We start from the raw sequence: 17,432 nt of genomic DNA on the forward strand, positions 1-17,432 counted from the left end.
AGTGCAAATGTGTAAGAGTTCCGTTGGATTAGATATCGATAAAATTTTAGAGAAAGCTGCTGGTATTGAAAACTATAGATATAGGCAAGGAGGCGCTCTTGAATCTGAAATAGCTTTGCTAGAAAAATACTTAGGCGCTAGCTTACCAGATGAATATCGTTCTTTTTTAGAGAGATATGGTTTTGCAGCATGGTTTGGGGATGCTGTCGAGGGACTACCTGAAAACGGAACTAGAGATTACCGAATGAGAAACGCATTGAAAACTACTAAGTACTATCGAGAGAAATTTGATGCACCTGATTACCAACCAGTACCGCAATATGGTTTGGTGGTTAATCGATATGGCGGCGGCGGCTATTATTTCCTGTTTTCAAAAGAATCTGAGCGTGCGGGTGAGGTTGGCTTATTTTTAACTGAAACTTTCGGCCAAGAGGTATCGACTTATGACAACTTCACCGATTTTTTACTCTACTTAGTCGCGAAAGATGCTGATGAAGTGCACCCTGAGCTTGAAGCTTTGGTTAAGGAACCATCATTGGTCGAAGTCGACTATTCATTCTTAGACAACACAAAGTAATGTAGCAATGCTAAGTAATATTCGAATTAGCTTGAAGTGAAAGGAACAACAATGGCTAAGTTACAAATCACCCAGTCTGTGGGCTTGGGTGGCGTTAATAAACCTAACGATATAAAAGCTGTGCAAGCTGCACTAAATAAATTGCTGGGACTAATCCCGCCGACTAAGAAATTAGTGGAAGACGGCAAGTTAGGCTCAAAACCAGAAAATGCTAAAACCGTAGCGGCAATAAAGGCCTTTCAAAAGAAAGTCGTGGGTATGGTTCGCCCTGATGGAAGAATTGATGCTAATGGCGGTAGCCATCGGAAAATTAACGAAAAATTAGCAGTAATTACGCTTACCAAGTCTACTCAGCAACTTAGCGTAAAAGGAGTGACTTTACTTCAAGGAATAGAGCAGCTCAGACTAAAACCATATGATGATCAAAATGGGCTCGATATAACCACTTGGGTAGAAGGGGCGACCATTGGGTATGGGCACTTGATCAGTCAGGTAGAATGGCCAAAGTATCAGAATGGGACGACAAAAGCGGAAGCTGATATTTTGTTTAAAGCAGATCTCAAGCCCTTTGTGGATAGTGTAAAAGCTTGTATAAAAGTCTCTATTACGCAATGGGAATTTGATGCCTTAGTTATTCTTGCATTCAATATAGGGACGAACGGATTCAAAAAATCTAGTGTCGTTAAATTGATTAACGACCCCAAAGCAACTACTTCTTACGTAAATTTAGAAGGTGCTTGGAAAGCTTGGAACAAGTCTCAGGGAAAAGTTAACAAGGGACTCACAAACCGCAGAAATGCTGAGTGGAACATATTTAGTAATAATGTTTATAAAGGTTGGTAGTATGAAGAATTGTAACTGGCTCAAAATTATCCCTGTTTGTGTAGCGCTATTCTCAGGGAGCGCCTTTTCTATTGATAATCCCGACGCCCCTAATTACTTAGGTGAGTTTGAGAGAGCAGCCGGAAAATATGAAATTACATTGTCGAGTAGTGACAGCAAAAATGTAGACTTTATTTCAGAATACGCAGACTACCATGCCTTCCTCGATGAGGAACTAAATAAGGCTTATTCACTATTAAAGACTGCACTTAATGAAGAAGATTTTAAGCCGCTAAAGGCTTCCCAGCGCAAGTGGATTGCTTTTAGGGATTCTGAGCTTCAATTTATCAATGAAAATTGGAATAGAGTCAATTTTGGTAGTTCTTACAATCTTTCGAGAAACGCCTATAAGGCCGAGCTAGTTAAAGCGAGAATTACTCAGCTGTACCAATACGCAAAAAACTATAATTAGATCCATGCGTTCATCTAGTTAGCGTTTATAAGCGTTCTATTGTTGGAATATTAAAATAGGCCTCAAGATCGCTTTCTTTTAGTTGCTTAAGCTGGGTCTTTCGCTTGAGCCTTTCGCTAACGCTTTCGCCAAATACTGCTTGGTGTTCAGATTCAATAATGGCGCTTGCTTGCTCAGTGCTGAGTATACCTAGTAGCTTGGCTGCATGAAACAAGCCTTCAACTCGATACTTGAGTTTGTCATCTGGCTTACCTGCTTTGGTATTTTCAAACACGCTGCGCAGCTCTGCTTTACAAAATACTAAGTAGCTCTCGTTATCCATGTGTGACTACTCTCCAAGTTAGTTATGTATTCGTGGAAAAATAACGAAGACAAAGTGCTGTTGTAAATCCACGTATTAGAGCCCGCCAAGGACTCTAATAATGGAATTAAAACGAAGACAATTCTAACTCGCTGAATACTAGGGTTTAATCCCCGCAATAATCATTTTAGGCCTTCCGTTACGAAATGCCGCTTTTACTTCCAATTCAGTAACGCAGGGAAACAGCATGGTTTCCAGTGTAGGAATCAAAGACTCATCAAAAACATAGTTTTTTCTTCGTAACAACTGCTTGAGTGAACTGTGTAATTGTTAGAGCAACTCCCTGATTCCATTGAGATCCATCAATCATGTATCGGTTTGTTTTAAACGGGAAAATATTCTAAGTGGTTGAAAAAGAACATTAATAGTATTATGTCGCTTAGATTTTTGAGCGAAGAAATCCTATCGAAGTAGTATATTTTTGTCCGAAAATGAGTTACAACTCAAGCAAAATTGAAACACATTTTCTGTTTGATTTTTTAGCTGATAAGCAAATAGTGTTTCTGCTAAGGCTAATTACATTTCAAAACGAAGATTTTTGTAAGATTATGATTTTCTTTACCTATTGCTACGGGCGAAAGCGTCGCGGCTCAGTTACCTCGTTTAGCTAAAGCCGCCCGATTCAACTGCTTTACCACATGCTGGGCAACCAAATAAGTAGTGAATATTTTTCATAGGCTTTAGAGTAAAATCATTCGGCTTTTACTCTATTTTTGATTGCTGTTATTAAGTTAGTTTATCTGATCAATGAATAGAGTTTTTAGTTGTTCGAAAAAATCAAGGTTGAAAATACCAAACAGAAAATAGCTAGAGACAGATAGCACCAACAGACCTATAGTTATCAAGCCAGCCCCTAATACTCTTTGCTTGATATAGATAAATAGTCGAACAAAATCTTTAAACTCTTTGCGAGAACTTAACAAGTCGCTATGAACGAATAACGTGAGAACTGCGGATAATGTTATGGATAACGAGAGTACTGTTATTGGTTCTTTGTAGATAAATTTAAGTAACGGCCCTAGGTAGTCATTACTCGCATCAGTAGTTAACTGTAAATTGAATACTTGCCCCATTCCAGACATAGAGATGACTAATGCAATTAACAGGAAAAACAAATTGGCTGTAGAAAGCTTGAGTGAACGGCGGTTATCGTGTTGATAGTGAAGTCGTTCTTTGTTGATTAAAATCGATTTTTCAATATTATCATTATCGAGGATCAAGCTTCGCCTTGCTTCTTCTTTACTATTTTCTTCATTAAAATGTTTAGAAATGAAAGTTTTCAGATACGCGAGTACGCCAAGAGCAGATGTGTATGATTCGATTGAAGGGTTTCTTTTAAAGCTAAGCACGTGTCGGTACAAAGCTCTTATGGTTTCTTCTCTCCAGGGCGTTTCACTATCATTTCGATAAAGGTCGACCATTGTGTCCGTCTGAGAATGATGGTGTTGATGCACATGACACAGGTCTTTTAGAAAGAAAAAAGATTGAGCGGCAAGAGAGTCATATTCTTCTGGTGTTATCTCCAATCCGTCTTTAGATTCTGGATTGCTGATCGATACCTTGCCGTCCCTTTGAAGGCTGAAATCGAACTTAGCTATGGCAGCTTGTTTGACTTGGTAGCTAATTATGTTTTCAATGTCCTTTTGAATCGTTTCTAAGGAGTCATCGGACAGTTGAATTCGGTGTTGCCTTTTATTCAGCTCACTCTCAAAATCACTGATTCCATCATCACCGTTATCGAAAACGACTATCCGACCTTCTAAGGGAGCCTCTAGGGAAGAAGGAGCGTTTGAGGCAGTACCACTACAAACGAATGTAAACTTACTAGACTTATTGAAGAACGGCCAAATAAAGTCAGGTAGCAGTGCAGAATCAGAGAGAGACTTGGATTGATATGAAAGAATGTACCGTTTAGAGCAGTCGGATCTGTTTGCAGTGGCGGTGTATGAGTTGCCGATAATACTAAATGATAAGCGGCCTCCTACCGTGGGAACCCAACCCACATAGCTGTTTGACATCCTTGACCTTATTTTTAGCGAAAGAGGCTACTGATTGATTCGTTGGACAATTTGCCCTGATCAATAACTCGATTTCTCTTGCGGTCCCAAAGAATCCCCGCATCAACTCGGTAGTCTCGACTACCATCAGACGACGTTGGAACAGTGCCAAGTATAGGGTTTTTGAATCCACGAGTTAACACCTGACAGCTCTTGTAAGTAACTTTGTCAGCTTTGAGAACTAGAACGCCAGCCACAATAAAAAGTGCTGAGACAATCAGCGATATGCAGGCGAAAAAAATTGCCATTTGGATAGTCCTTACGAGGTTGATAACTGCTAGATTCAGGTCTAACTAAAATTAGCTGATTATTATACATCTGTAATGGCAGCCAAACAAGATGTTCTAGCTCATTATTCATACTTGTTGATGTATCTATAACTTAATCACTCTAATATACCTAGAATAGGCCAACTCTAGGCTAATGTCACACATTAATATTCTCAACACTTAATAACGAGCATGGCTGATGTAATTTATTTGTCATAATCACCCTTATGCGTAATAGCTGATGCGGTGTCGTTTTTCAGACATATCCTCCACAGATAAGTCTGATGAGCGGCGATGTTTGACATTCGAATCTGCTTAGTCGTCTTCCCGAAGCCGATCTTGGTTGGGCATTTTTTCCAGGGCTGCTTGTTCTGCTTTAATTAAACCGGACACTTTGATAATGGAATATAATCCAATTATTGAGGTGTAAAATGACAAAAAGAAAAATAAGAAGCTACACGGCTGAGTTTAAACAAGAAGCCGTAGCATTAGTTGTCGAGCAAGGTTATAGCGTAGCCAAAGCAGCGGCATCTTTAGGGATCACAGACAAAGTACTTTATAACTGGAAAGCCAAATTTGAGGCTGAGCAATCCGGCACCACTCTTACGGGAGATGAACGTGCTGAGTTACTAAGGTTACGCAAGGAAAATAAAGAGCTTAGGGTGGAAAAGGACATTTTAAAAAAGGCCAGCGCCCTCCTGCTCAAGGAAACCAAGTAATCTATCAAACGATTAAGCAATTATCGGTGACGTTTCCCGTTTTAAAGCTGTGTAAGGCATTCGGTGTGAGTCGCTCCGCTTATTACGGATGGCTGAAGCGTCCCGCCAAGGTCATTAGTGCTGAGCTGTTGCATTTATATCGTAGAACGAAAACGATTTTTAAAGAGAGTCGTCAAAGTTTAGGTTATCGAGAATTGCAAAAACGGTTATGCAGAGAGGGCTTTCATGTCAGCACTTATAAAACCCGTAAGCTCATGAATCAGCTTGGTTTAGTGGTGACTCAACGCCTTGCTTATAAAGTAACAACGAAGCGTAAACACAGTGATGCTGTAGCCGATAATTTATTAAATCAGAACTTTAACCCTGTAGCTCCTAATCAAGTCTGGGCTGGAGATGTGACCTATTTAAAGACCAGTGAAGGCTGGATGTATTTAGCAGTAGTCATGGATCTGTATTCACGTCGCATAGTGGGTTGGCATTTAGATAAGCGTATGACAACGGATTTAGTGAGCAAAGCTCTAATCAAAGCCTATAATTTGCGTCAGCCACCTAAAGGCTTGGTTTTTCATAGTGATAGAGGCTCACAATATACCAGTAAATCTTATCGTCAACTGCTATGGCGTAAGGGGATTCGAGCGAGCATGGGTGATGTCGGTGCGTGTTGGGATAATGCTGTGGTTGAGCGTTTCTTTGGCAGTTTGAAACACGATTGGCTGTTCAAAATTCCGCAGCTAACGCGTGAGCACATGAGAGATGATGTGAATCGATACATGAGGTATTACAACTTGGTTAGGTTGCATACGGCTAACGATGATATGTCGCCAGTGGAATATGAAATTAACTATCAAAGTTCTTTAAGAAAAGTGTCCTAATTTAGTTGCGCAGAACAATTTGGTGCTAAAGCATTAAGTAGTACAGATATTAAAAATCAAGCTGAAGGACGAGACGGGGTTATATCACGAACTAGGAGGCTCTTTTATGTGATATGTAGCAGGGCTCAAAAAAGTTTGGCCGTAGTTGCCTACACTCAAGACCCTGAAGCTGTGAAGAGTAAGAGTCTAACGTCTAAATGGTTTATGGAAGATGAAATTGAAATAGTGTAGGTAGAGAGAACACTGCTCTTTAAAAGAGCAGTAGGTTGTTTTGGTTAATATTAGAAAATCTGAGTCGCTTTCTATGTCTCTATGGAATAGTTCATACGACAAGTACTTACTTTATCCTATTGAACTTTTCCACATTGAGTTAATTTGTTTCTTGCTAACTATCAAAGTCACAAAACGAAGACAATCTTAAGTGATTATAAATCAGGTGATTAAGTGTGTTCGCGTATGAAAATTAACCAACTTTGTCTTCGTTATAATTTCAATTGTCTTCGTTTTAATTTCATCAAAACAAATCAACAATCTAAGCCGCAGGCCACGCCGCTGGCCCATGCCCATTGGAAATTAAATCCGCCTAGCCAACCACTTACGTCCATTACCTCACCAATAAAGTAGAGACCTTTGACTTTGTTGGCTTGCATGGTTTTGGAGCTTAGTTCGTTGGTATCTACTCCGCCTAAGGTGACTTCCGCGGTGCGGTAGCCCTCGGTGCCATTCATGGTGATTTGCCAGCTGTTGAGCTTAGCCGCAATGCTGTCACGCTCGCCGTGGCCAAGTTGGTTAAGCGCTTTAGCTAGTGTGGCTTCATCAAATAAGGCTTCGACTAAACGTTTGGGCAACCATTGGCTCAAGGTGTTTTTTAGGCTTTGTTTTGGGTGTTGCGACAAGACCTGCTCAATTAGCGAAGCGGCATCTTGTTTGGGTAATAGGTCTATGCTGATTGCTTCACCGGGTTGCCAGTAGTTAGATATTTGCAGAATAGCTGGGCCAGAGAGGCCGCGGTGGGTAAACAATAAGGCTTCGCTAAACTGTTTGCCGTTAGCGGCAGTAATGCAGCTTGGCACTGCGATACCCGAGAGTGCTTCAAAGCGCTCTTTTTGTTCACTATGCCAGGTAAAAGGCACTAAGCCTGCACGGGTAGGCAGCACTTGTAAGCCAAACTGTTCAGCCAGTTTATAACCAAAGGGCGTCGCACCTAACTTGGGCATGGAAAGCCCGCCTGTTGCTATCACCAATGAATTGGCTTGGTAGCTTTGGCCGCCAGCGTGCACTTCAAAAAGTTGTTCATCTAACTGTTTTACGTATTTTATTTCACTACGCAGGCTAATAGTGACACCTGCCCAATCGCACTCGGTGAGCAGCATGTCTACGATCTCTTTGGCGCTGTCGTTGCAAAACAATTGGCCGTGGTCGCGCTCGTGGTACTCAATACCGTGGCGCTCTACCAGTTCAATAAAATTACTGGAAGGGTAGCGCGCTAGGGCAGATTTAACGAAATGAGGATTGCCACATAAAAAGTTGTCTGGGCTAACACTTTGATTGGTGAAATTACAACGGCCACCACCGCTGATGAGGATTTTTCGGCCAGCTTTTTTTGCGTTATCAATTACCAACACCGAACGACCACGATAGCCTGCGGTGGCTGCGCACATTAAACCTGCGGCGCCTGCGCCAATAATGATTACGTCGAATTGCTGTGTCATAACTTGCCCCTGAAAAATCAGGGGCATTGTACCGTTAGCTAAAGCTGTGGGCTAGCAAAAGGCTAATTAAGCGCTCGGCCGGCTCCTTTGCTAAAAGCTTCGGCATGGAAGGTGATGCCGCTAACGGGTGCTGGCTGTGGAGCCTCTGGTTGCATGCTTGGATTAAGTGGGTAACTTAGGCCATCAAAACGCAATAGTCGCAAGCCAGGTGTTGCTCCGCCGCCAGATACTTCTAGTAGTAAGTCTTGCCAGCGGGCATGGCTAGAAGTGGCAAGGTAAAATGGGGTATGCACCAACGTAGTTTTGCTTAAAAAGCGATGATTGTTATCTTTGCCTTCAAATACCAGCAGGCTACAGCCGCCGCTGCCACACCAGTCTACGTAGGTAATAATTTCGTCTTTACCATCGCCATTCAAATCAAACTTCCACCATTGGTATTTAGTGCCGTTCAATTCGGTACGATGTAACTTAAAGTACTGTTTTAACGCTGCTTCTACCTCTGGGTCGTAGTCGCTACTGGCCATTAAAGTGGCGGGTTCGAAGCTGCGCTGGTGGTAGGTTGTTTTACTTGAAGCTAAGGCCACTGCTGGGCCGTCCATTTTCATCATGTTTAAGCCAGCGCTGCCTTGGCTTTGCGATTCAGGATTACGCAAGCGCAATAGGCGGCCGTCCCAATCAAACAGCATGTCACTCTTTACTTGCTGGTGGTCACTTTGGCTTAAGGTAAGGGCGAGGCTTGAATCATTTAGCGGATACCAATAGCCTTTTTCGCTAAAAGTTTTCTCTTCTTCTAGGTAGGTATTTTGTAGCTCGGCGCTAAAGTCTGGGTTTAGGCTAAGATCAACCACTCGACCAGTGCCTGAAGCCGTTGCTAGCTTCACTTTATAATAGCCCGCTAGCTGTTGAATATTTTGCTGAAAGGGGCGTCGTGCGCAGCCTTGGTAAATTTTACCTTTGTAGGTGAGTTCAGCTTTATAGGGGTAAACACTGTCGGCCATAGTATCTAAACATTGCTGTTTAGAAACGCTAAGGTAGAGCTCGCTGCCAGCTTGCCAATAGTGAAGACCCTTATCAATACCACTGCGAGTAATGGTTTTATTGGCAGCACCCGATAAGGTGCTTAGCAGTATTTTGTTATCTTCAATATCTATTCGCCAACCTGGCTCGTTACCCCAGGCACTAAGTTCGGCAATATCAAATTTACAACCGGGCCCCTCTGAGGCTAGATACTGCCACTCTTCAGGGGTGATTTTAGCGATGTAGTCGGCTTGAGGTGCTTGTTTGCTGACATTGGCAAAACGGCCCATTAACTCTACGTATAATTGGGCTTTATCGGGAAAACGACTCAATACTTGTTTGTCGGCTGACGAAAGCTCAACCCAGTATTGTTTGTCACCTTGGCAAGGAGTGAAGATAGCGCCTGGAGCGCTAAGGCTGAGTTGCCCTTTTAGTGGCGTAAGCGGGTTGAGTTTCACCGCAACCTTGGCGGGTTCTACCTTTTTGGGTGGTACCGGTGGAGGCGTTTGGGAGCACGCTAACAAGGTGATACTACTAAAAATCGCTAAACCAAGAGTGTTAACAAGCCTCATTACCTTTCCTTAAGATGACAGCTACAACTTAAAAGTGCCGATTAAATATTCAGCTACTCCATTTTCTTTGTTGCTAAGTGTTTGTTCTAAATGAGGTAAAGTCAACTTTAAACGGTCATGCGCATTGGCCATGATCACACCTTTTCCTACTAGGCTAAGCATTTCTTTATCATTTAGGCCGTCGCCAAAGGCGATGCACTGCTCTGGCGCTATGGATTTTTGGGCTAATACTGCTTTTAATGCTTCGCCTTTATTGGCTTTTTGCGCCATTACTTCAAGACAATCGGGCAGGGAAAAAGTAATGTTTAGGCTATCACCAAAGGCTTCAATGAAGTCTTTCTCTAACTTGAGCAATACCTCGTGGTCTGCCACAAAAAATAGCTTACAAATGTGTTGGTGTTCCAGTGTGGAAAAGTCGGTCAATTGATAGTTAAAGCCGGAGTGTTGGTTAAATGAGCGTACATATTCGTTTTCTTCTTCTACATACCAATTGTCCTCGTGGTAGATATTTCGATGTAGCGTGTAATGAGAAGAAATCTCCAAGATACGATCAATTTCTTGCGAACTTAAGTCTGCTCTAAATAATACTTCACCTTGCTTATTGTGCACTCTGGCGCCGTTAGAGGTGATTAAGTACATTGGAAAATCAAACTGGTCGGCAATTGGGCGCACATCGATGTAATGACGGCCGGTGGCAATTAAAAACTTAACGTTTTGCTGATACAAACGGGCAATGGTTTGCAGGGTATATTCCGAGATTTGGTGCTCGCCGTTAAGCAATGTGCCGTCGAGATCGGTAGCGATAAGTTGATACATGGTATGGCTCCTTAGCTGGCCCGCTTTAGCGCACCAGCCCTTAATTAGCGTGCTGTTCGAAGAAGTCGAGAATACTGCTTAAGGCGGGGTTTCGCATTGAATCGCTTTCGAACAGTATTTCGTGCTTGGCACCAGCAATAATCTTGAATTGTGAGGCGGCCGCGCTAGTAGGGCTAAGGCCTTGGAAAAAAGCGCGTTGGCCGGCTGCAGTAACAATTTCGTCTTGTTCTGCTTGTAATAATAGTAGTGGAACGCTGATCGTGTTGGCGCGCTCAATGATTTGTTGCATAGCGGTAAAACTTTGATGTAACCAGCGGTTAGTTGGCCCACCCAGCTGAATTTTGGGGTGCGCTAAGTAAACCGCCTGCATTTGCTTGAAGCGCTGCTGGCTGTGAGTTAGGTGGTTACTCTTAAAACTGCAGTGTTTGTAATCTGATTGGCCCACCGCATAGTAGGGGCCGCGCTTAAACTGCTGCTCTAGCTTACTCATACAAGCCGCTAGGCTGGTGGCAATGGCTTTAGGCAGCAGGCCGAGATTAATGCCAAACATGGGGGCAGACAGCGCCGCAGCAGTAAAAGTATCGGGGAATTGTTGCAAGTAATGAGCAGCAATAGCACCACCCATGGAGTGCGCTAAGATAAACCGTTGTTGGTATTGGTTTAACAAGTCTTGTTGTTCGATGAGCTTGGCTAAATCATCAATATAGTATTGAAAGCTTGCTACGTCGCCGGGCTGCCAGCGATGGCTTTCGCGGTCCGATAAACCTTGGCCTCGGTGATCAATAATCAGCACATCGTAGCCTTGTTGGGTGAGGTCGTAAGCCAGTTCATCGTATTTGAGATAAGCTTCGGTACGCCCTGGTGAAACCACAATGACTTTATCGCTAGGGGACGGAGCAGGTAGCTTTAGGTACTTAATGTTTAAGCCGAGTGCACCAACAAAGCTTGCTTCGCTGGCGTGTTGATTCCAGTAGCTTTGAATTTTTTCTGGGTACACTGTATCTAGCTCATGCTCTTGGCTGAGTTGATAAGTTGACATACTCATAGGGCTACCTCTGCAGGCTTAACATCAGCCTTGATCTATACAACAAGCGTATGAATAAGAACAGAAATATCTAAGGATATTGCTTGATAGTCTAGCTTAAGTAAGGCTTAGCTACCAAAACCAGCACGAGCAAGTGTAACCAGCATTGGGATCAGTAATAGTACACCTAGCTCTAAGCGAATTAGCCAAATTACCGAGGAGTGCTGACGGTAACTAATCATCGAAGGTTTGCCTTGCTTTAAGGCTCTGCGCCAGCGATAAAAGGTGGCTGAAGGATAGAGTGACAGTAATACCACCACAAAAAACAACAGCATTTTCAGGGCGAAAAAGGGGTTGTCGAGATAGGTATGGCTAGTACTGTGGAACAAAAACAGGCGTAAAGAGCCGGTGATAAAAATCAATACCGTAGAAAAAGCATGAGTGGCGTCGGCCAGCAGCAGCTTTTTAACGTCATCTTGGTTCATTCCGCGGCGGAACAAAAAGGCTTCAGAGTACAGCGCGCCTGCCAGCAAAATAATTGCTGTTACATGCAGTCCTGCATTAATCGCCTCTATTAGACTCATTGATCGTTATCCGTGAATTAGTATTGATTTAGAAAGCGCTACCGCGCGATGGCGGATAGTACTGCAAAACCCTGCCTGATGCTATACCCTAACAGCCCTAAGTCGCTGACGTCTAGAGTAGAAAAGGAAGGTTTTATGCAAGGAAAGCTACTGGCCTATGGCTTGCTGGTTCTACCGCCTCTATTCTGGGCCGGAAATTTTGTAACCGGTCGCTATATTTCTGATCAAGTCCCAGCCATGTCTTTGTCCTATTGGCGCTGGACTTTAGCGATGTTGATTGCCATGCCCTTGCTCTATCGCAGTATGTGGCGCCAGCGAGAAGTAATTAGCCAACATTGGTTACGTATTTCCGTATTAGCCTGCCTTGGAATAGCCGGGTTTAACTCTTGTGTTTACATTGGCTTGCAAAATACTACAGCCACCAATGCCCTGATTATTAACTCAATGATCCCAATATTTATCTTGCTGGTGAGTTGGGTGTGGCTGAAACAGAAAATTACGCTTCGGCAAATGGCCGGTATTGTGCTGTCTTTTATTGGCGTATTAGCCTTGCTAGTAAAAGGGCAGTGGCAGCACCTAGCCACGTTTAGCATTAACCAAGGTGACGGTTGGATTATCTTGTCTTCGCTGGTGTGGGCGCTTTACTCCGTTGGCTTACGTTTTAAACCTGCCGAGCTGGGCGGTGCAGCATTCTTGGGGTGCACTTTAGTGGTGGGGTCTTTAGTGCTAAGCCCGTTTTATTGGCTGAACTTACCAGAGGCCGCGTTTGAGGTATCAAATGATGCCATAGCAGCATTGGCCTACGTGGCTATTTTCCCCTCACTGCTAGCTTATTTAGCTTGGAACTATGGCGTTAAAAGCGTGGGAGCTAATATCGCTGGCCAATATATTCACTTAATGCCCTTATTTGGCGCGGTGCTTGGCGTAAGCTTTTTGGGAGAGCAGCTAGCGGCTTATCATGCTTTGGGGGCACTGCTTATTGCCGCTGGCTTGCTGGTGGCCTTATTGCCCTTCGCTGCTATCCGCGGGCGGTTCACCAGCTTCAAAGCTGACTAAACGGCTTCCTTGAATGGTGAGCTTGCCAGTTAAGTCTTGGGTAAGATCTTGAAACTGTTGCCGTTTAATCTGAAAACGACGCGATTCGCCACCCTCTAGTGGAGTAAATTCGATGAAGTAGCGATACCGCTTATGCCTATCTTCATTTTCTTTTCCGGGGCGAGTGATGGGGATTTCATCACGCTTTGACACTGTTACCCAAAGGCTGTGCAGCGGTTGCGCAGAGTCCCAGCGACGTTGTTGAACGTTACGCCATAATTGATACACCACCATACCCACGATGATGAGCATGACTAAAAACCACCACCAAGGCATTAGCGCTTCCTCCTGCTTTGTTGTGTAATCATAGTTGCTTCCTATTTTGCAGTCTTAGCTGCTGGTTTTACTAAGTTTTTGTCGGATAGCGCCGATTCGTCAAGCCCAAATGCTTATTGTGTTGTTTGTTTACTCGTTATTCCGAGCAAAAGCGCTTAGTATTCCTGCTAGAGAAATAGCAAAAAAGGAATCTAGCTTGGGAGGCGCTTACCTAAAGCCCCTGTTCTTGGGCTTCACTGCACGGCTTAAGTTGAGCATTTGGCTTTGCTTGCTGGTGGCGAGTGCCTGTTATGCGAATCCTAAATTGGAAGCTGCACTTGCCAATGGTGCATGGGGAGCTTGCCCACAGTTAACTGTAGAGGGGCTTAGCGTTAGTAGCTTCCCCTTGTTACTGAATGTTGAAAGCTTGGATATCGACATAAGCTGCCTGTTTAAACAAACGGAGCAACAGAACACAGGCTTTGAGTCAGCCCAATGGCGAGCCCCCCTTAAGCAACTCTTCCAGCAACTTCAAAACATTCCAGCCGCCTTTAATGGCAGTCATATAGCGGTTAAGCGGCTGAACATAAAACACGGCAAGCAGCTGGTTGCGCAGGGAGAGCTAAGCCTTAGTCAACGTGGCCAACAGTGGCAGCTGAACTTTAGCGAAGACCAGGGCAGCAATGTTGAGCTGTTAGTGGTGGCGCAAGCGCAGACCTTGCAGCTTAAAGGCCTATTAACGCCGCTTCTGCTCAACACCTTAGCGCAGCAGTTTAAGCAAACTTGGTTAGCCGATGAGCGCTTGGCAAATCTGCAGTTTTCATTATTGGCTAATGCACAGAACGACCTCTCAGTGAGCAGCAATTTTAAATTACCGGCTTTAGCAGCAAGCCTTGATGCTCAGTTCAAAGGCTCGGAAAACTGGCAGTTAAGTGCTACTCATTCAGGCTTTGATCTGGATGGTTGGACAATTCCCACTGCTAATTGGCAGTTTCACCAAAAGTCTTGGAACGTAAATGTTGAAGAGTGGCAACTTAGTGGCTCTGGTACTTGGCAGCTGCAGCCAAAGTTAGTGATTCAAGGTAGCCTGAATAGTGATGATTTAATTGCCCTTCAACAGCATTTTTATACCTTGCCTAAACCAGCCAATCTCTTGTCGGCTGTGGCAGACTTACAATTTACTTGGCAAGATAATCTCTTAAGCGGCAAGCTCAAGGCGCAAGACATCCATGCCTTGTGGGGAGAGTTACGTTTTGACGATGGTGCATTAAACAGTGAGTTTAGCTTTAAGCCAGAGCAGGGATTACAACATTCGGGAAGCCTAGCCTTAGCCCAATGGGATATTGGTATTCCGTTAACTCAGCTCGCACTCAACTGGCAGCAAGCTGAATTTGCACCCCTAGCGCAGTGGCAAAGCTTAGTGCTGCAAGATATTAATTTTAAGGTATTGGGCGGCGCGGCACATATTAAACAGTTGCCTCTGGCTTTGCCAAATGTGGCTATGCTCGAGCTAGATAAAGTGCAGCTAGCTGAGCTGGTTAAGCTCCACCCCGAATTGGGGTTAACAATGCAAGGTTCGGTATCGGGTAATCTACCGGTGCATTTTGGTGAAGCTGGCATTGCCATCGCTGATGGCCGTTTGGCGGTAGAAGAGCCAAGTGGCCATATCGCACTTACTCATCAATCCTTAGTCGCGATAAAGGCGCAGCACCCATCGCTAGATTTTGCGTTAAGCTTATTAGAAGACTTTGATTATGAAACACTTGCAGCTGAGGTCGATTTTGCCGAAGATGGGCAACTCGACATGCAGGTAAAACTTATTGGGCGCAATCAGCGAGTTAGCCCACGGTTGGTGACACTGAACTATCGTCACCAAGAAAACATTTATCAGCTATTACGTAGTTTACGTATTGGCGAACAACTGTCAGGACAACTGCAGCAATGGATAGACGATACTTCTTCTTCCCCCTAGTTTTGGTGTTAGGCCTTGCGGCTTGCACACCCAAAGTAGAGGTAGCGGTAGATAAGCCGATTACGGTCAATCTAAATGTAAAAATTGATCATGAAATTCGAGTGCGCGTAGATAAGCAACTTGATGATTTATTTAGCGATGAAAGCGGACTGTTTTAGGAGAGCATGATGAAAAGGAATAGTTGGATACTGGCCTTACTGTTAAGCCTTAGCTTTTCTGTAGCGGCCTTGGACCTTGGCGAAGCTAAGAGTAATGGTTGGGTGGGTGAGCAAACTAACGGCTTGCTTGGCGTTGTTAGTCATAACGCAGAAGTAAAAGCGCTTGTTGATGGCATTAATCAAAAACGCTTGGCCAAATATAAGCAAATTGCTAAAGAGAATGGTTTAAGCGAACAACAAGTAGCAGCGCTGGCGGGTAAAAAGGCCATTGAACGCAGTGACAGTGGAGCCTATATTCAATCCCCTTCGGGCGATTGGTTGAAGAAGCCTTAATGGCGAATAAGCGAAAGTGATTTATTGTTGCTTGAGGTAGTGAGAAATTTCGCTTACTACCTCAAGGTAGCAAGTTAAGCATTGTTCCAGATCGGCTTGCGGTTGCTCACTGTGTTTTAAGCGCTTTACCCAAGTGCTTAGTGCAGGACTACATACCAAGGCAGCTACGCCCTGTAGCTGTTGTAATAAGCCATTATTTATTTCGCCATCTGCAATGGCTTGTCTAATCAGTTGAGCTTCTTGTTCACTGCCATCAACAACATCAGCTAACCACACCTTAAGCAAATGCTCGTTGCCAAATTGCGCTTTTAGCTTAAACCAGTCTATGGTGCTTTGTAGGTTCATGGTTTGGGTGTGTAAATGGCCGAGGGGAAGGGCGTTACATTGCAGGTTTCATGGATTTTCGAGGTGCCAAGTTTATCCACTTCATCAATTCGCAAAATATTGTGCATTGGTACCATGGTGCGATTTACTCCGGAAAACTCTGTTTTTAGCTTTTCTTCGCTGGGGTCAACGACCAACTGGGCACGGGCATCAAATACAAAATCACCCACTTCAATAAAGCCAAACAAACTGGCTTGATTTACCTGTTTAGCATACAGCTCGTAGGTTTTGCCGTTACAGATGAAATTCACTCGATACAGGTGCGACATGGGATACCCGTTTTAATCCATTATAAAATCGAAGCATTGTTAAACATACCTATAAATAGGCATAAGTCTGATTGATTGTACCTGTAAAAATGAAAGCAAAGCTAGTGAAGGGGTGGGCTATTTACACTTTTTTGCAAATAAAGCTAAGGCCATGTTGTTAAAGCCTTTTAACTGAGTTTTTATTTAGTGATTGCTGACATGTTTCGTATAAAGTCATCCAGAGAAGGCAATTAAAAAAGGCAGCTAATGCTGCCTTTTTTGCTAATTTTCTTGTGAGTCTATTGGGTCTGCGGAACCAATTTCAGCCATTTCGTTAGGGTCTACGCCTAATTCTTGGCATGCATCTAAAAACGAGGCTCCTGTATGACACATTAATATGTCGATGGCAGGTAGCATATTGGGTGCTTCTGACATGGCCAGCTCCGGCATTTGTTAATAAAAAGATAAGATAGTGGCGACACTCTCCCACAGTTTAGCAGATCCCCCAAGAGAGCCAGATCACGTTATTTGTGATGAATTGCTGAATAAAACAGCAGTATTGCCAATATGGTGTGACAACTATCCGTTTATTCTTTTGTTAATCAGCTACCTAGCTAATGTTGTTGAATTGTTATTTAAGAAAAAGGTTTGTGGTATTAAATGCAAGTTAATACACTGGTCGGACTAAAATTTGCGAATACACAAAGGACAAGCAATGCTCGAATACTATCCAATGGTGAAACACCTGCATATGAGCTTGGCAATGCTAAGCATATTGGGCTTCATTTTTCGCTGGATTCTTGCCTTATTCGGTTCGTCATTACTCAAGCGCACTTGGTTAAAAGTGCTACCGCATATTATTGATACCGGCTTGCTCATCGCGGCTATTTTGCTCTGCGTAATGCTACAGCAATATCCAATAGCGCAAGATTGGCTCACAGCTAAAGTAGTGCTGTTGGTGGTGTATATTGTATTGGGAATGTTTGCCCTTAAACGCGCGCCAAATCAGCTAGTGAGATTTTTGGCCGGTTTAGCCGCTATTGCTGTATTTGCCCAGTTATTAGTGGTGGCTTTTAGTCGCTCACCCTTGGGTTTGTTTGCTTAGGTAACTTG

The 17,432-nt window shown here is 43.6% G+C and carries 20 protein-coding genes; 9 read left to right on the forward strand and 11 right to left on the reverse strand.

From position 1 onward, the window contains the following. Positions 1–7 precede the first annotated feature (7 nt). The 3 genes from G6R11_RS14760 to G6R11_RS14770 are packed head-to-tail and all read left to right on the forward strand — an operon-like array spanning position 8 to position 1,871. Positions 8–577, forward strand: a complete 570-nt coding sequence (locus G6R11_RS14760; RefSeq protein ID WP_163133848.1) for an SMI1/KNR4 family protein — start codon at positions 8–10, stop codon at positions 575–577. Between the two features lie 51 nt (positions 578–628). Then, a complete protein-coding gene (locus G6R11_RS14765) occupies positions 629–1,420 on the forward strand; it encodes a glycoside hydrolase family protein (protein WP_205472849.1) in 792 nt (263 codons plus the stop codon). Position 1,421: 1 nt separating this feature from the next. Next, positions 1,422–1,871, forward strand: coding sequence for a lysozyme inhibitor LprI family protein (locus tag G6R11_RS14770; protein WP_163133849.1), 450 nt, complete (start codon positions 1,422–1,424; stop codon positions 1,869–1,871). 25 nt (positions 1,872–1,896) lie between these two features. Here G6R11_RS14770 and G6R11_RS14775 read toward each other — a convergent pair whose 3' ends face one another. Both G6R11_RS14775 and G6R11_RS14780 read right to left on the reverse strand, forming a co-directional pair. Continuing rightward, positions 1,897–2,193 carry a hypothetical protein gene (locus G6R11_RS14775; RefSeq protein ID WP_163133850.1) on the reverse strand — a complete coding sequence of 99 codons (297 nt, stop codon included), beginning with the start codon at positions 2,191–2,193 and terminating at the stop codon, positions 1,897–1,899. Between the two features lie 770 nt (positions 2,194–2,963). Further along, positions 2,964–4,250, reverse strand: a complete 1,287-nt coding sequence (locus tag G6R11_RS14780) for a hypothetical protein (RefSeq protein ID WP_163133851.1) — start codon at positions 4,248–4,250, stop codon at positions 2,964–2,966. 739 nt (positions 4,251–4,989) lie between these two features. Here G6R11_RS14780 and G6R11_RS14785 point away from each other — a divergent pair. Next, a protein-coding gene (locus tag G6R11_RS14785) for an IS3 family transposase (RefSeq protein ID WP_163133852.1) occupies positions 4,990–6,149 on the forward strand; the annotation gives its coding sequence in 2 pieces (ribosomal slippage) (positions 4,990–5,260 and positions 5,260–6,149; 1,161 coding nt in all). A 524-nt stretch (positions 6,150–6,673) separates the two neighbouring features. Here G6R11_RS14785 and G6R11_RS14790 read toward each other — a convergent pair. The 5 genes from G6R11_RS14790 to G6R11_RS14810 form a co-directional block, all read right to left on the reverse strand. Next, positions 6,674–7,861 (reverse strand): NAD(P)/FAD-dependent oxidoreductase, encoded by a 1,188-nt coding sequence (locus G6R11_RS14790; RefSeq protein WP_163133853.1) that lies wholly within the window; start codon positions 7,859–7,861, stop codon positions 6,674–6,676. Between the two features lie 62 nt (positions 7,862–7,923). After that, positions 7,924–9,450 (reverse strand): hypothetical protein, encoded by a 1,527-nt coding sequence (locus G6R11_RS14795; protein ID WP_163133854.1) that lies wholly within the window; start codon positions 9,448–9,450, stop codon positions 7,924–7,926. Positions 9,451–9,471: 21 nt separating this feature from the next. Further along, a complete protein-coding gene (locus tag G6R11_RS14800) occupies positions 9,472–10,266 on the reverse strand; it encodes a Cof-type HAD-IIB family hydrolase (RefSeq protein ID WP_163133855.1) in 795 nt (264 codons plus the stop codon). A gap of 40 nt (positions 10,267–10,306) precedes the next feature. Continuing rightward, positions 10,307–11,311: an alpha/beta fold hydrolase gene (locus tag G6R11_RS14805; RefSeq protein WP_163133856.1), complete on the reverse strand. Its 1,005-nt coding sequence runs from the start codon at positions 11,309–11,311 to the stop codon at positions 10,307–10,309. Positions 11,312–11,418: 107 nt separating this feature from the next. Next, positions 11,419–11,874 (reverse strand): DUF2214 family protein, encoded by a 456-nt coding sequence (locus G6R11_RS14810; RefSeq protein WP_163133857.1) that lies wholly within the window; start codon positions 11,872–11,874, stop codon positions 11,419–11,421. Positions 11,875–12,009: 135 nt separating this feature from the next. On the opposite strand from G6R11_RS14810, the gene G6R11_RS14815 reads away from it, so the two are divergent. Beyond that, positions 12,010–12,930, forward strand: a complete 921-nt coding sequence (locus G6R11_RS14815; protein ID WP_163133858.1) for a DMT family transporter — start codon at positions 12,010–12,012, stop codon at positions 12,928–12,930. Here the strand turns inward: G6R11_RS14815 and G6R11_RS14820 are convergent. Further along, on the reverse strand, positions 12,877–13,245 hold the full coding sequence (locus G6R11_RS14820; protein ID WP_163133859.1) for a DUF2500 family protein: 369 nt from the start codon (positions 13,243–13,245) through the stop codon (positions 12,877–12,879). The genes G6R11_RS14815 and G6R11_RS14820 overlap by 54 nt on opposite strands. Before the next feature lie 196 nt (positions 13,246–13,441). Here G6R11_RS14820 and G6R11_RS14825 point away from each other — a divergent pair, with 196 nt between their 5' ends. The 3 genes from G6R11_RS14825 to G6R11_RS14835 are packed head-to-tail and all read left to right on the forward strand — an operon-like array spanning position 13,442 to position 15,687. Continuing rightward, the gene (locus G6R11_RS14825) at positions 13,442–15,196 is read left to right on the forward strand and encodes a YdbH domain-containing protein (RefSeq protein ID WP_163133860.1); all 1,755 of its coding nucleotides are present in this window, start codon (positions 13,442–13,444) and stop codon (positions 15,194–15,196) included. Next, the gene (locus G6R11_RS14830) at positions 15,166–15,354 is read left to right on the forward strand and encodes a YnbE family lipoprotein (protein WP_016399913.1); all 189 of its coding nucleotides are present in this window, start codon (positions 15,166–15,168) and stop codon (positions 15,352–15,354) included. Before G6R11_RS14825 ends, G6R11_RS14830 begins: the two co-directional genes overlap by 31 nt. 9 nt (positions 15,355–15,363) lie before the next feature. Continuing rightward, on the forward strand, positions 15,364–15,687 hold the full coding sequence (locus G6R11_RS14835; protein ID WP_163133861.1) for a YdbL family protein: 324 nt from the start codon (positions 15,364–15,366) through the stop codon (positions 15,685–15,687). A 21-nt stretch (positions 15,688–15,708) separates the two neighbouring features. Here the strand turns inward: G6R11_RS14835 and G6R11_RS14840 are convergent, their stop codons facing one another. The 3 genes from G6R11_RS14840 to G6R11_RS21715 all read right to left on the reverse strand — a co-directional run bounded on the left by G6R11_RS14840 (position 15,709) and on the right by G6R11_RS21715 (position 16,754). Then, positions 15,709–16,032 carry a hypothetical protein gene (locus G6R11_RS14840; protein WP_163133862.1) on the reverse strand — a complete coding sequence of 108 codons (324 nt, stop codon included), beginning with the start codon at positions 16,030–16,032 and terminating at the stop codon, positions 15,709–15,711. Beyond that, the gene (locus tag G6R11_RS14845) at positions 16,029–16,340 is read right to left on the reverse strand and encodes a DUF1820 family protein (protein WP_163133863.1); all 312 of its coding nucleotides are present in this window, start codon (positions 16,338–16,340) and stop codon (positions 16,029–16,031) included. The genes G6R11_RS14840 and G6R11_RS14845 overlap by 4 nt, the downstream gene beginning before the upstream one ends. A 261-nt stretch (positions 16,341–16,601) precedes the next feature. Further along, positions 16,602–16,754, reverse strand: a complete 153-nt coding sequence (locus tag G6R11_RS21715) for a hypothetical protein (protein WP_205472853.1) — start codon at positions 16,752–16,754, stop codon at positions 16,602–16,604. A 280-nt stretch (positions 16,755–17,034) separates the two neighbouring features. On the opposite strand from G6R11_RS21715, the gene G6R11_RS14850 reads away from it, so the two are divergent. Then, on the forward strand, positions 17,035–17,424 hold the full coding sequence (locus tag G6R11_RS14850; protein WP_163133864.1) for a SirB2 family protein: 390 nt from the start codon (positions 17,035–17,037) through the stop codon (positions 17,422–17,424). The last annotated feature ends 8 nt before the right edge of the window (positions 17,425–17,432 follow it).

Source organism: Agarivorans sp. Alg241-V36, assembly GCF_900537085.1.
Classification (GTDB): Bacteria; Pseudomonadota; Gammaproteobacteria; order Enterobacterales; family Celerinatantimonadaceae; genus Agarivorans.

Coding starts and splice junctions, on each gene's coding strand:
- G6R11_RS14760 (WP_163133848.1), top strand. CDS start 8: ATGTGTAAGAGTTCCGTTGGATTAGATATCGATAAAATTTTAGAGAAA.
- G6R11_RS14765 (WP_205472849.1), top strand. CDS start 629: ATGGCTAAGTTACAAATCACCCAGTCTGTGGGCTTGGGTGGCGTTAAT.
- G6R11_RS14770 (WP_163133849.1), top strand. CDS start 1,422: ATGAAGAATTGTAACTGGCTCAAAATTATCCCTGTTTGTGTAGCGCTA.
- G6R11_RS14775 (WP_163133850.1), bottom strand. CDS start 2,193: ATGGATAACGAGAGCTACTTAGTATTTTGTAAAGCAGAGCTGCGCAGC.
- G6R11_RS14780 (WP_163133851.1), bottom strand. CDS start 4,250: ATGTCAAACAGCTATGTGGGTTGGGTTCCCACGGTAGGAGGCCGCTTA.
- G6R11_RS14790 (WP_163133853.1), bottom strand. CDS start 7,861: ATGACACAGCAATTCGACGTAATCATTATTGGCGCAGGCGCCGCAGGT.
- G6R11_RS14795 (WP_163133854.1), bottom strand. CDS start 9,450: ATGAGGCTTGTTAACACTCTTGGTTTAGCGATTTTTAGTAGTATCACC.
- G6R11_RS14800 (WP_163133855.1), bottom strand. CDS start 10,266: ATGTATCAACTTATCGCTACCGATCTCGACGGCACATTGCTTAACGGC.
- G6R11_RS14805 (WP_163133856.1), bottom strand. CDS start 11,311: ATGAGTATGTCAACTTATCAACTCAGCCAAGAGCATGAGCTAGATACA.
- G6R11_RS14810 (WP_163133857.1), bottom strand. CDS start 11,874: ATGAGTCTAATAGAGGCGATTAATGCAGGACTGCATGTAACAGCAATT.
- G6R11_RS14815 (WP_163133858.1), top strand. CDS start 12,010: ATGCAAGGAAAGCTACTGGCCTATGGCTTGCTGGTTCTACCGCCTCTA.
- G6R11_RS14820 (WP_163133859.1), bottom strand. CDS start 13,245: ATGCCTTGGTGGTGGTTTTTAGTCATGCTCATCATCGTGGGTATGGTG.
- G6R11_RS14830 (WP_016399913.1), top strand. CDS start 15,166: ATGGATAGACGATACTTCTTCTTCCCCCTAGTTTTGGTGTTAGGCCTT.
- G6R11_RS14835 (WP_163133861.1), top strand. CDS start 15,364: ATGAAAAGGAATAGTTGGATACTGGCCTTACTGTTAAGCCTTAGCTTT.
- G6R11_RS14840 (WP_163133862.1), bottom strand. CDS start 16,032: ATGAACCTACAAAGCACCATAGACTGGTTTAAGCTAAAAGCGCAATTT.
- G6R11_RS14845 (WP_163133863.1), bottom strand. CDS start 16,340: ATGTCGCACCTGTATCGAGTGAATTTCATCTGTAACGGCAAAACCTAC.
- G6R11_RS21715 (WP_205472853.1), bottom strand. CDS start 16,754: ATGTCAGAAGCACCCAATATGCTACCTGCCATCGACATATTAATGTGT.
- G6R11_RS14850 (WP_163133864.1), top strand. CDS start 17,035: ATGCTCGAATACTATCCAATGGTGAAACACCTGCATATGAGCTTGGCA.